Consider the following 13,689-nt stretch of genomic DNA (forward strand, 5'->3'; position numbering starts at 1 on the left):
AATAGTATAACCACTAAGAATAACATTATGGGAGTAATAGCTAAGAATAAAAATAAAATAACGCTTTTTTATAGTTCAGAGAATTCGATTGGTAAACAAACCTATGCCTATGTGACCCCTTCCGAAGAGCGCATATTGGCCATCGATGTTTCGAAAACCAAAGTGACCGGTACCCAATGGGCTGAAATTGCATCGAATCTCGATATTTCTATTGGAGATCTAATAAACCAAGAACATGCCGACTTTATCGAGGAATATGGGACTGAAAAAGTCGATTTAGATGAACACGACTGGCTACGGATTTTAGAAAAGAAACCTTCGGTACTAGCGTTTCCGATAGTAATCAAGGGAGATTTTTTTCTAGTGATAAAGAGCCCTTCAGATTATGTAAAATTCATTGAGAACGATAGTGCCGGCATAGATAAGCCCTATAAAAAAGGATAGCCAGGACTATAGCTCAAAATTTAGGAGTATTGGGCAAGACCACAGTATAATTCAAGTAAATGACCATAACGGTATTGCTATTTTAGGTTTCTTGAAAAAGTTAGCGTACAAGTGAAGACAAATGTTTTTATGATACCATTGCTATGTTCTACATTTGTTGAAGCTACCGATTATAAAAACGGAGAATGTACTGTCGAATTGGTTTAGTGCGGCATATTAATTTGTTGAGAATGCATAATCGTCCATGCGTGCAGAACACGTTCGAAAAAGATGAAAAGGAGTAGATTCTATGGTCTGAGATGGTAATTGGGAACAAAAAAAAGGTCAAGTCGGGGGAGCTTAACCTTTTCTAAAATATTTTAATGAGTTTTTAGATGCTAATTGTCATCAACGGCATCTTCAACTTCATCTTGAACTTCCTCGGCACCTTCTTCAATGCCGTCTCCGACTTCTTCGATACCATCTTCCATTTTTTCGCCTGCCGATTTGTCTTCACGACAGCTCGATAGGGCAGTGGTAGTTACAAATGCGAATAAAAATATATATGCTAATTTCTTCATAGTGTTCTTTTATTTAGGTTTAATAATTATTAGACTTTTTTTCTTCCAGATATAAGTGAAATCACAAATAGTATCAAGAAGATAAAAAATAAAATTTTAGCGATACTGGCAGCACCAGCTGCAATACCTCCAAATCCGAATATTGCGGCAATAATGGCCAAAATAACAAATGTGACAGTCCAACGTAACATAATTTTTAGTTTTAGGTTTAACATAATAGCATTCTTGGATTCAAGAATGTCGTAGCCTCTACTACTAATATTAATGTAAAGGTCTCGAAATAGTGGCATTTGCCTTTGCCATATCAAATTAAAAATTGACGCATACCCTATAAAAACTTGACCATTAAATCTTTGGGATTCAGACGATTCTTGACAGGTGTATACTGGCTAAATGACAATTATGGAAGGTTTCTAAAGTGTGGCAAAATGATTTGAGTCTGCAAAAAAAAGGGATGCCTTTTTGGGCACCCCTTGGTAAATCTATCTTCTTTTTCACATGTTATTTTAAATCTTCAATACCCTTTATTGTATTGAGGCCACTGTTTATATGGTTTTTTTGAGATATGAGCAGGTTGGCAGTGGTCGGAGGCAAAGCAGTCTCGCTAAGAACATCTTGATATTCTTCTAATGCCGCTTTTTCTCCATTTATAGCCTCCTTAAGCATGGCTTCTTCATTGTCAGTTGAAAAAAGGGCCTTAACGTCCATCCACGAACGGTGTGCTTTACTAGTGAAGCTATCACCTTTTTCTACTTCTGTGCCGAACTCCTTTATTTCCTTTTTTAAGGCATGTCCGAAATCATAACGCTCTTGTGCTTTACGTTCGAAATAATTTTTTAAAGGAATGTTTTTGACATTATCAGCAGCTTTTTTATAACCCTTTTCGGCATCATACGTTTTTTGCAATAAATCGTTCAATTTGTTTCCTACTTTTTCTGTATATGTTGTCATTTATATTAATTTAAATTAACAGTACTTAGGTTTGTAAAAACGGATGTGTACTGTATACATCCATATTATATTGTCTAATATCGTTTGAGTTCTAGAATTAGATTTGCTCATAAGGAAAGATTACTTGCTGTAATCGCAAAGAAACTTTGAATGAGTGAGGTAGTTGTCTTAATTCCTTATAAAAGGCACTATCCCATACTTAAAACAAAGAAAGGAAATGAATCATTTCGTAAGCGACCGGCATAATGTATATGCTTGTGTCTACAGATACAAAAAATAGCCCCAGAGTTAACAGTTTACCAGGGCTATTCTTAACAACCAAACTAAATCATTTTCCAATCAACGATTGGAAAATTCTACAAATCAACTCATTTAAATCACTAATGCAATTTAAGCAAGGGAGGCGGTCATTCTTGACTTAATCAATTTGTAAATTGACGCTTTTCAAAGAGTTCTGCGTTGGTACACTGTTTTACCCCGATCTATTGGGCTAATAATCATCTTGATAGTGTAATGCACTCTTTGGGAAACCACCTACCTTGTAACTTATTCAAAGGAGGTATTCCTATTCCATGTATTGGTTTTTGGCATCAGCCCAAGACCTTTAAAAACCAGGATTATTTAGCTCGTGTCGTTGAACTTTAAAAGGAAAGATATTGAAAGAGGTGCTTAAATTGCTTAAAAAAGTCTATTATGATGTGCTGAAGAGCATTGCTTTTTACCCCGTGCTGATAAGTTTAGGTTTTTTTGTTCTTGCGATGATCGTCTTGGAACTCGAGAACACCGAAACGGTCGTTACACTTAAGAAAAACCTATCCTATCTTTTTATTCAAGATTTCGAAACTGCAAGAGCCATACTTTCAACATTTATCGGTGGTATTCTTTCTTTAACGGTCTTTAGTTTTACGATGGTCATGGTCGTACTCAACCAAGCATCGTCTAATTTCTCACCGCGACTGCTACCAAATCTTATTTCCAACAAAAAGCATCAGATTATTCTTGGTATTTACATAGGTACCCTGCTGTACTGTACTATCGTGCTTATTTATTTGGGTGCTTATGGAATAGATTCTGAATCGATGGGGCTTTCAACGATGTTGGCAGCGCTGTTCGCTTTGATCTGTATAGGATTCTTTGTTTATTTTATTCATAGTATTTCAACAGCCATTCAAATCAATCATATAACTAATCGCATCTTTAGGTCTAGTATGAAGTATTTAGAGGCAGAACTCAAGGATAAATCGAACCAAGAAGTTTCTTTGCATTATATTGATACTGAAAATTGGCACGCCATCTACATTGCCAAGAATGGTTATTATAAAGGTTTTGATGTTTCCCTAATGACAAATTCATTGTTATTGCAAAACAATCAAATAGAAGTTATTCCGTATGTCGGGCAGCATATCTGGAAGGGAATGCCTGTTTTGCGAACGAAGCACATCCTTAATAAAGAGGAACAACAAGACCTTCTTTTTTGTTTAGATATCTCGTCGAAGCGGCATGAAGGTGATAAAGGCATAAGTGGGATGATTAAATTGATGGAAATTGCCGTTAAGGCCCTATCACCTGGGATTAACGATCCGGGCACCGCAATCGATGCGCTAGACAATTTAGCCGAACTGCTCAGGGTCAGGTTACAATTTTCCAAGGTAAACTCAACGTATGCGGGAGACGGTGAAACTCTCTTAATAAGAAATAATATATCTGCCCATGAAATCATGCGGATCGTTGTACAACCGATTCGTAACTATGCTAAGAATGATAGTGCCGTGCTCTTCGAACTAGTGGCCACCTTACATTTTATAGCAAAGGCCCCAAACTTGTCAAAAGAAGATAGTGCGGCTCTTGCGGAAGAAAAAGAGGCCTTGAGATTCGATGTTGAAAAGCATATTTACAATCCGATAGACCGTAAACGAATATTGGATTATTTAGAGCACGGATAAAATAAAGGGTGTTATTTGATTTGATTAGCTGCCGAGTCTAGGGTTGTTCATCACATTTAAAATCTTGATTGCGTATAGAAACCATTTATGACCACATATAACGCGTATCAAATACGCACAAGCGATCTTCTTGCAGTATTTTCCTTCACATTATTCGAATATTGTTCAATACATTTGGGGCCTCATGCCAAAAACGAACGAAATTAAATTCGCTTTGATTTTATTCTGGGGCTTATTGAAAAAAACTCCGATGGGCCATAAGTAGTTGCATAATTGCGTTTTAGGGCCCCGTTTTTTGTGACCCATTGTCGAATTGGTCGACCTAATGGTTATCAGGACGTAAAAAACGTCCCAATATGCCTTATTAGGTCGATTTATAGCAGTGCATGTTTTATCCTTGTTTTTTTCATTGATACCGAAGTATTTCGGTTTGGAACAAAATTTTTTAAAAAGGAAATACCCGATATGAAAATACCGAATATATTGAATGGTACAATGTACAATAAGGTCGCGCTTCTACTTTTATTGAATTTAGCAATCAGTTCTACGCTACTATCACAGACTTCGATCGAAGTCGGTGATTTAGAAATTTCCTTGGCTAATCAGACCTATAGTGCACCTATTAAAAACAAATCGATTACAGGTGAGGGATTATCGATCGCCGGCAAAAAATATAACAAAGGCATTGGTGTACATGCCGAGTCACGGATCAAGATAAAAATGAACAACGGCCATCGATTTACCTCAAAAATCGGGGTAAACGATTCCCAAATCGATTATTCGGAACCTAATGTAAACACCATTCCTTTAACTGATGGTAAACGTATTTTCTATAATATCACACCCACCTCTAAACAATTTATAGGCGTAGAGGGCAAACAAGGTAAGGTTGACAAGGGCAGTGTTGTTTTTAAGGTTTTGCACAATGGTAAGGAAGTATTCAACAGCGGTCTGATGCATCAAGGTGATGAGGCCAAAAAGATTGATTTAGAAGTAAAACGTGGAGTGCTGGAACTTGTGGTCGAAGATGGTGGTGATGGTGCAAGCGGCGACCATGCGGTCTGGATCGATCCTCAGATCGAATACATGGAAATTGCTCCCGCAATTGCCGAACAAGAATATACGGGAGAAAAACAAGAACTGTCTTCTGCGGTCAGTACAGCCCTAAAAAAGGCAATAGGGACACTTCCCGAAATTGCACTACCATTAAAACGACCCGATTACGACTGGCTGATCGATAATTCCAAGGTCAGAGCGAACGTGTATAAAACACATACGGGCAGAGACATTGTGCTCTCAAATGGATTAATTTCAAGAACATTTCGCTTGCTTCCAAATTTGGCAACCATCGATTATACAAACCAAATGACTGGGGAGAGTCTTTTGAGAAGTGTTTCCAATGAAGGTGTGCTCACCATCGATGGAACCAATTACGCTATTGGTGGACTAAGTAAACAACCCGAATACGGCTATACCCTAATGAAATGGGTAGATCAATTGTCTGCCTTGAACAATTCTTTTTTGATAGAAAATTTTGAGGTAAAGGAACTGACCGATCGTATGGCATGGAAGCGCGTACGATGGGCCACCAACAAAGAAATGCCCAAAGGGAAGGAATTGGTCTTTACTTTAAAAAAGGACGATATCATCGTCAAAGTACATTTTGTCCTTTACGATGGTATTCCCACGCTCTCTAAATGGATAGAAGTAATTAATAAAGGTGAGTTGTTGGTACAGCTCAATGCTTTTAAACTCGAACAGCTTGCCATGGTTGAAGGTGAAAACCTTGTGGGAACACCAGATCATTGGATAAAACCCAACATCCATATCGAAAGCGATTATGCGTTCGGCGGCATGCAACAGAAAAATTCCGACAAGACGACCTATTGGGAAAAAGACCCGAGATATACATCCCAGACAAATTATCCGTTGAATTTGCCTTGTTTATTAGAGGTGAAGCCTCCGCTCGGGCCAGATACGGCGATACAGCCGGGCAAATCTTTGACTACTTTTAGGGTTTGGGAAACCCCTATAGACAGTAGGGATCAGGAACGTCGTGGGCTGTTTCTCAGAAAAATGTATCGTACTATATCTCCTTGGGTTACCGAAAACCCAATTTTTCTACATTTGGTCAGTTCCGATGAAAAAGTAATAAAAACAGCTGTTGACCAATGTGCCGAGGTGGGTTATGAGATGATTATTCTAAGCTTTGGTAGTGGTGTAAATATGGAAGATGAATCTGAAGCCAATTACAAAAAATATAAAAGAATAGTTGATTATGCCCATAGCAAGGGTATCGAGCTGGGTGGTTATTCATTGCTATCGAGCCGGTGGATAAGTGATGAGGTAGATGTAATCAACCCCGAGACTGGTAAACGGGGCGGAATGATATTTGGCTCTTCCCCATGCCTGGCGAGCGAATGGGGCTATGACTACTTCAGAAAAATTAAAAAATTCTTTACAAAAACAGGGATGAACGTTTTTGAAAATGATGGCTCATACCCCGGAAATGTATGTGCATCGACCACACATGCCCATCACAATGACCTCGAAGATTCACAATGGAAGCAATACGCTCAAATTCAAGAGCTTTACAAGTGGATGCGGAGCGAGGGAATTTACATGAACGTTCCCGATTTTTATATCAACTCAGGCAGCAATAAAACCGGTATTGGATATCGTGAGGTGAATTGGTCCCTGCCGCGCGATCGCCAGCTGGTGCTTGGGCGTCAAAATATATTCGATGGGCTATGGGACCGAACGCCCAGTATGTGCTGGACCTTTACCCCACTAACACAATACCATGGCGGGGGTGCCGCGGCAACCATTGAGCCGTTGCATGAGCATTTAACCGACTATAAGAATCAAATGATCCAGAATTATGGTTCTGGTGTGCAATCGTGCTATCGGGGACCAAGACTCTACGATACTGAAGAGACCAAAGAAGTGGTAATCGAAGTGATCGATTGGTACAAAAAATATCGTGATATATTGAACAGTGACATCATTCATTTAAAAAGACCTTCAGGAAAAGACTGGGATGGTTTTATGCATGTAAATCCAGAACTTAAAGAAAAGGGGTTTGTGATGGTTTTTAATCCGACCGACCGACCCATGCAACGAAACCTAAAATTACCCATGTACTATACGGGCCTGACCGATACGGCAAAGGTGATTGAAATGGGAGGGAAGTCAAGTTCACATACCTTAGATCGCGATTATAATATCAATGTCTCTGTGAATATACCAGCAAATTCCTATACCTGGCTGGTAATCGAATAATCACAATCAAAGTAGGTAGTCGGGAAGCTGTAAAATATTGAAATGAGTGTGCGAACCTTGAGTTTAAAGGCTAACTTGTTCGGTAGTTTCATGACTATTTGTATATTCGGTTGAAAGTTCGGACAGATGAAAAGAGATGATCTTATCCCCTTATTTTTCTGTTTGATGACCTGTTTTTTCTCATGGTCACAAGAGTATGATTTTCATCATATTACTACCGTTGATGGTCTTTCCCACAACGAGGTGCGGAAAATTGTAAAAGATAGCAAGGGTTTTTTATGGTTTGGTACGCAAAATGGCCTTAACAGGTTCGATGGTTATCGTTTTAAGATATACAAACATGTTCCTAATGATAGCAGCACCATAGTCGGAGATAAGATATTCTCCATGGTGGCTTCTGAAAATAGGTTGTGGGTAGGTACGGTTACTGGCCTAAGCGTTATAAATACCAACACACTTGAAGTTGTTCCCTCTTATAAATTGCAGCAGTCCATTGGTCCTAAAGAGGTGTTGCAGCTTTTTCATGATGGTGCCGATAAACTGTGGCTGTCAACAAATAACTCCAATTTTATAATTGATACGGAAACTTTTGAAAGTGCTCCTATTTTAAAGGGATATTCAATTGCTTGCATGGCAAAGGGGTTTGGTAATACGTATTGGATCGGAACGGACAAGGGTTTATTATTGTACGACTATGTGAAATCTTTAACGATCAAAACATACGAAATCGGAAATTTTAGCGGATATGGGCTCGATGAGATATATACCAATTCACATGGAGAAGTATGGTTGAGCCTGGGTGATAGAATTTTTAGATACGAATCAAAACGGGACAGGTTTGTTCAAGAGCATGTTTCAAAATCGGTAAATGCCATTGCCGAGAGTAGTGATAAATCTATTTTTTTCGCTAGTTACGGTGGCGGTTTATTAAAATATGACAGGGCGGCCGAAGATTTTGTCCAATTTTCTGCCGATCCTGAGAATCATTTTTCATTGAGTAGTAGTGATGTCTATGATGTGTATGTTGATAAGGAAGACATTGTATGGGTAGGCACTCAAGAGGGGCTTGATTACTACGATTTTTCAAGGCATAACTTCAAAAGTCTAATCCATTTACCAAATAATGAGAATAGCCTACGCAGCAGTTTTGTGCAAACGATTTATGAGGACATCGAGGGTACTTTCTGGGTGGGCACACGTGAGGGGATTGATTTGGTAAACTTTAAAAAAGGATATACCGACCCCGATATTAGACGCTTCGAGATAAATAATAAGGTCTTTCAAGAGCTGAATGGCGCTTATGTTTCCTGTATTTATAGTGACTCAAAAAACAGAATGTGGATCGCTACTATGGGTAATGGGCTGTTTTTGTATCAAAGTGAAAAGAAGGTGGCCCTGCAATTCAAGACTGACGAAAGCGACAGTAAAAGTATTGCCTCAAATTCTATTCGTTCGATAATGGAAGATCGCCAGGGAAGGTTATGGTTTGGTACAAGCGGGGGATTATCATTGTTGAAAGAGCAAGATGGGAAAGACTACTCATTTGAAAATCTTGGCTATTCAAAATTCAATACCGGTTCATTGGCCCTTAATGATATTTATACGGTGATTCAAGATAGCAAAGATAGAATTTGGGTCGGTATGAACAAGGGTGGCTTGGCCCTCCTTCAAGAACAGGGCGAGGGCAAGAGCTTTTTACGATTTGCAAATATTCCCAATGATCCCAAATCATTGAGTAATAATGATCTCTTTATAATTCATGAAGATTCTGAAGGTAGAATTTGGTTCGGCACCTCGGGTGGGGGGCTTAACCTGCTCATGGAAGATGGCAGACAAACAAATAATAAAGGATACTATTTCAAAAGATATACAGAACTTGATGGGCTGTCAGACAATGAGGTTAATGCAATTTTAGAAGATGGGGATAAAAATCTATGGATCGCTACGAATAAAGGACTATCGAAATTTAATCCTGAAAAAGAAATTTTTACAAATTACACTACTTATGACGGCGTTCTAAAGGGGAAATTCAGAAAGAATGCCAGATGGAAAACCAAAGACGGTACACTATTCTTTGGGGGCACCGCCGGAATAAATTTCTTCAATCCCGATGCCTTCGGAAATAATGCAATTGCTCCCGAACCTGTTTTTACCAATTTGTCGATAGATGGAAAAAAAATAAGGGTAGGTGAGAAACTTGACGGTAGTGTGGTAATGTCAGAACCTTTGCGCGCCGGTTCAAAATTGACATTGCCTGCCAATGACAATCGGTTCGATGTGGAATTTGCTTCGCTGTCCTATACTTCCCCATATCGCAGCCAATATGCCTATAGAATTGAGGGCGTGGATTCGGACTGGAACATAATTTCAGGAAAAAACCCTCATGCCAGCTATTCGAACATTCCGGGTGGCGAATATCGTTTTTATCTGAAAACGTCTAACGATGACGGAATTTGGAGTGAACAACCGATCCATTTCGATATTACCGTTAAATCTATTTTTTTTAATGGGAAAAGATTGAAATGGGCAATGGTATTACTGCTTGTTGCCACAATCGTCTTAGGGGCGTTGTTGGTCGTGAAATTCAAGAAAAGTCCCCGATTGCGTCAACTTAATCAGAAAATAAGAAAATCGGTAAGGTCTGCTGACCCTGAAACGGACAAAGAAAATTTGGAAGAGGTGGCAAGGCTCGATAGATTGATGAAAGCCGAAGAGTTATATCTTGATGCTGAATTGGGTCTAAATCAATTGGCGGAAAAATTAGGCGTAAGCGCAAACCATTTATCCATGTTGCTCAATGAATACATCGGTAAAAATTTCTACGATTATATCAATACGTTTCGCGTAGCGGAAGTAAAACGTCGACTGAAGGATCCCGCTTATAAAAAACAGACCATTTCTTCCATAGGTGGTGATTGTGGCTTTAATTCAAAATCGGCCTTTAATAGAATTTTTAAGAACTTCACAGGACAAACTCCGAGCCAGTATCAAAAAATGCCGTAAGATTAAGGCGGTTAGTTTTAAAACAATTCATCCTTTGCTTTTCATTTAACAATTTAAAAATCAATGTTTTATGATGTTTGTAAGTAGAGTCCTAATGCTCATTAGGACTTTTTTTGTAGCCTTTTCCTTGTCCTAATATTCCTTATAGGTCGATTGCCGGTGTATTATATGCTAACATCGTAAAGTTATTTTAATTGTCGCGTTTAGAAGCTTACTAAAGATTCACATTGAATAAAACTCTTGATAATCTGAAGGCGACTTCGAAAGGAATAACCAACCAATTAATAATCAAAAAAACTAAAAATGAAAAACCTTAGAATGCACAAAAAACGCAGTCTCTTTTTTCTGGGGGTGCTTTCCTTGATGCTTGTTTTACTGGCGTCATCGGCGAGGGCAAATCCGGTGACTAATAATGCAGGTGCAATGGAACAGCAGATAATAACTGGTCTTGTTACCGATGAATTCGGCGCGCCCCTGCCGGGAGTAAACGTGTTGGTCGTAGGAACGGCGACCGGTACCCAATCAGATTTTGACGGTAATTATAGTATTACTGCCGATCAAGGCGATGTACTACGGTTTTCTTACCTCGGTTTAAAAACTGTAGATATAGAGGTAGGCAGTACAACTACCGTAAACGTTTCAATGGAAGAAGATGTCAATTCGCTTGATGAAGTGGTCGTGGTAGGGTATGGCACGACCATTAAAAGAAATTTGACCAGTTCGGTCGCCTCGGTAAGTACCGAGGGTTTAAATGAAATTCCGGCTACATCTCTTGGATCTGCCGTTGCAGGGCGAATTGCCGGTGTGAATATTAGTCAATCGGGTGGTAAACCAGGTCGAAGCTCAGATATTATTGTTAGGGGAGCTACCTCGGGTGATTTTGCAGGGAATAGCGAACCCTTGTACGTAATTGATAATATAATAGCCAATAAAACGCTTTTTGATGCTCTTGATGTGAGTGAAGTTGAAAGTGTATCGGTATTAAAAGATGCCGCATCGGCTTCGGTATATGGGTCACGGGCCGCAAATGGGGTGATATTGGTAAAGACCAAATCAGGTAAAAGTGGAAAGGCTAAGATAAGCCTGACCTCTACCTTTGGTACTACGGAACCTACCAATGTTCCTCCCATGACGTCAGGTTACCAGCATGCATTGATAATAGGCCAGGTACAAGATTTTAACAATGTGGCCCAAGATGATCCCAACCGATTCTCCCAAACCGAATTGGATTATTTGAACAGTCAAAATTTTGGGTCTTTTCTAGATCAAGCCGAGGAAACACCGATATTAAATAGACATGCGGTTACCGTATCGGGAGGAACCGACGACATTCGATATTTTTTGTCGGGATCTTTTATAAAGGAAACAGGTTCTTTTAGTAACCTTTCCTATAAAAAAACAAACCTCAGGGCAAAGGTCGATGTTGATGTAACGGAAGATTTGAATGTTTCGTTAAACTTAAGCACAAGTAACGATTTACGGGAAGAGTTTTATTGGAGATGGAACGGTACTGATGAAGATTTTGGTGATTTTTATAGAACGGCCAATCGAACAGGACGATGGGGCCCAGGCGTCAGCAATGGGGAATATGTTGCCAATTTCAATGGCTGGAACCCGGTACACTTGGCTGACGAGGGTGCAGGCTCTAACGATCGTACATCAAGAAATATAGGGGGTATAATTGATGTAAATTATAAATTTCCTTTTATAGAAGGTCTGACCGCCGGCTTGACCTATAATAAGCTTAATGTACGAAATGATCGAACCTTGCTTCGAAAAGTTGTGGAAGACGAAACATTTGCGGTCGACCCTAATAACAGGTTTCTTTTAACCGATGAGGTTGTGGGAACGAGGGTTCGTAGTGATGATGGGGCAGATTCCGATAGTTTGGAAGAATCTACAGCGGAACAAGATTCGTACCAGTTCAACCTTCGATTGGGCTATGAAGATGTATTCGGAGACCACACCATAAATGCTTTTGTGAACTATGAGCAATGGGAGTGGGACCAAAAATCCTTTTTTGCGCGTAGAAGAGGCTTGCAGACCCCTTTGGTACCACAGTTGTTCGCAACGGATCCAGCGGTAGAAAACCAATTTTCTGGCGGTAGCGCCTCAGAATCGGGCAGACAATCGGTCATCAGTAGTTTAGGATATAACTTCAAGAATAAATTTTTCTTGAACTCTTCCATTAGATTCGACGGCTCTGTTCAATTTGCCAAAGAAGAACGTTGGGGCATGTTTCCCTCTATTTCTGCGGCTTATATCATAAGTGAGGATAGTTTTTTTAAGGATAACATAGGCTTTATCGATTTTTTAAAGATCAGGTACTCTATAGGAAATACAGGTAACGATGACGTTACCGGTAATGGAAGCACTTCTTTTCCATACATTCAAAGTTATAACGTGGGTGGTTCAGGTCCGGTATTTGGCACGAATGATGCGTTATCCAACGCTACCACCATAGGTGCAGAACCTGATTTGTTTATTACTTGGGAAAAGCAGACGTCGTATAACCTAGGATTCGATTTTCAATTTTTAAATCAACGATTATCTACCTCTTTCGACTTTTTCAAGAACAAGAAAACAGATTTGTATGGCAGTCGACAGGCCTTTATTCCTTCATCCTCAGGGTTAAGTTTAGGCCCTGTGAACTATGGAGCCATTGATATTGCAGGTTTTGAGGTGCTTACGACGTTTAAAGATAATATTGGGGCAGATTTTTCATATGAAGCCGGTTTTAATGTGGGCTATGCAAAAGATGAATACGCAACCCTAGATGAACCAGAATCAAGAAGACCTTATCAGCTGTTGAACAATCAAGGAACCAGTAGGGTATGGGGGTTAAAATCATCGGGCATAATTCGTACTCAAAATGAACTAGACCAGTTATTGGCAAGCGGTTATACCATCTTTGGGCAAGACCCGCAAATTGGGGCTTTGTATTTTGAAGATTTAAGGGGCAATCCGCAAGATGATCCCGAGGGAAATACTCCTGATGGTATAATCGATGATAACGACAATGGATATATTGGGGAGCGAAGTAACCCATTGATTAATTATGGTATCCGCTTAAATCTACGATATAAACGGTTCAGCCTGCAGGCCTTTGCACAAGGTTTTGCCGGGCATCAGTTGTATCAGCCAGCAAACAATAGGTTTCAATTTGCCAGTATTGGTCAAGCAGCTCATACCCAATGGTTAGATGCTTGGACACCGGATAATACAGATGGTTCGTTCCCTAGATTTGGTTCGCCTAACGGAGATAGAAATTCAACATTTTGGTTGGATGATGCAGACTATTTAAGATTGAAGAATTTAAATTTTGCTTATGATATTCCAGTAGGTCTTACACAAAAGATTGGTGCGGATAGAGTCAGTTTGTTCGCCAATGCAACAAATCTATTCATGATTTATAGCAAGATTAAGACTTTTGACCCCGAAACGAGCGGAAGAGGCATTCCGGTAAATAAGAGCTACAGTTTGGGAATCAATATCACATTTTAAAA

The 13,689-nt window shown here is 39.5% G+C and carries 8 protein-coding genes; 5 read left to right on the forward strand and 3 right to left on the reverse strand.

Going from position 1 to position 13,689, the window contains the following annotated elements; genetic code table 11:
• Positions 1-27: 27 nt before the first annotated feature.
• A complete protein-coding gene (locus tag AACZ88_RS07205) occupies positions 28-444 on the forward strand; it encodes a hypothetical protein (RefSeq protein ID WP_339708380.1) in 417 nt (138 codons plus the stop codon).
• A gap of 377 nt (positions 445-821) precedes the next feature.
• Here AACZ88_RS07205 and AACZ88_RS07210 read toward each other — a convergent pair whose 3' ends face one another.
• The 3 genes from AACZ88_RS07210 to AACZ88_RS07220 form a co-directional block, all read right to left on the reverse strand.
• Positions 822-1,004, reverse strand: a complete 183-nt coding sequence (locus tag AACZ88_RS07210; RefSeq protein WP_339708383.1) for a hypothetical protein — start codon at positions 1,002-1,004, stop codon at positions 822-824.
• A 29-nt stretch (positions 1,005-1,033) separates the two neighbouring features.
• Positions 1,034-1,195, reverse strand: coding sequence for a DUF1328 family protein (locus AACZ88_RS07215; RefSeq protein WP_089889919.1), 162 nt, complete (start codon positions 1,193-1,195; stop codon positions 1,034-1,036).
• A gap of 310 nt (positions 1,196-1,505) precedes the next feature.
• On the reverse strand, positions 1,506-1,955 hold the full coding sequence (locus tag AACZ88_RS07220; RefSeq protein WP_339708388.1) for a PA2169 family four-helix-bundle protein: 450 nt from the start codon (positions 1,953-1,955) through the stop codon (positions 1,506-1,508).
• Positions 1,956-2,620: 665 nt separating this feature from the next.
• On the opposite strand from AACZ88_RS07220, the gene AACZ88_RS07225 reads away from it, so the two are divergent.
• From AACZ88_RS07225 to AACZ88_RS07240, 4 genes are all read left to right on the forward strand, one after another.
• Complete coding sequence (locus AACZ88_RS07225; RefSeq protein ID WP_339709299.1) at positions 2,621-3,898, forward strand: DUF2254 domain-containing protein; 1,278 nt, start codon at positions 2,621-2,623, stop codon at positions 3,896-3,898.
• A gap of 465 nt (positions 3,899-4,363) precedes the next feature.
• On the forward strand, positions 4,364-7,180 hold the full coding sequence (locus AACZ88_RS07230) for an NPCBM/NEW2 domain-containing protein (RefSeq protein WP_339708390.1): 2,817 nt from the start codon (positions 4,364-4,366) through the stop codon (positions 7,178-7,180).
• A gap of 126 nt (positions 7,181-7,306) precedes the next feature.
• A complete protein-coding gene (locus tag AACZ88_RS07235) occupies positions 7,307-10,183 on the forward strand; it encodes a two-component regulator propeller domain-containing protein (RefSeq protein WP_339708393.1) in 2,877 nt (958 codons plus the stop codon).
• A gap of 303 nt (positions 10,184-10,486) precedes the next feature.
• A complete protein-coding gene (locus AACZ88_RS07240) occupies positions 10,487-13,687 on the forward strand; it encodes a TonB-dependent receptor (protein WP_339708396.1) in 3,201 nt (1,066 codons plus the stop codon).
• The last annotated feature ends 2 nt before the right edge of the window (positions 13,688-13,689 follow it).

It is taken from the genome of uncultured Kriegella sp. (assembly GCF_963975415.1).
Taxonomy (GTDB): Bacteria; Bacteroidota; Bacteroidia; order Flavobacteriales; family Flavobacteriaceae; genus Kriegella.

Bases quoted from the DNA above. Each gene is read 5' to 3' on its own strand.
- AACZ88_RS07215 (WP_089889919.1), bottom strand. From the start codon at position 1,195: ATGTTACGTTGGACTGTCACATTTGTTATTTTGGCCATTATTGCCGCA.
- AACZ88_RS07235 (WP_339708393.1), top strand. From the start codon at position 7,307: ATGAAAAGAGATGATCTTATCCCCTTATTTTTCTGTTTGATGACCTGT.
- AACZ88_RS07210 (WP_339708383.1), bottom strand. From the start codon at position 1,004: ATGAAGAAATTAGCATATATATTTTTATTCGCATTTGTAACTACCACT.
- AACZ88_RS07220 (WP_339708388.1), bottom strand. From the start codon at position 1,955: ATGACAACATATACAGAAAAAGTAGGAAACAAATTGAACGATTTATTG.
- AACZ88_RS07230 (WP_339708390.1), top strand. From the start codon at position 4,364: ATGAAAATACCGAATATATTGAATGGTACAATGTACAATAAGGTCGCG.
- AACZ88_RS07205 (WP_339708380.1), top strand. From the start codon at position 28: ATGGGAGTAATAGCTAAGAATAAAAATAAAATAACGCTTTTTTATAGT.
- AACZ88_RS07240 (WP_339708396.1), top strand. From the start codon at position 10,487: ATGAAAAACCTTAGAATGCACAAAAAACGCAGTCTCTTTTTTCTGGGG.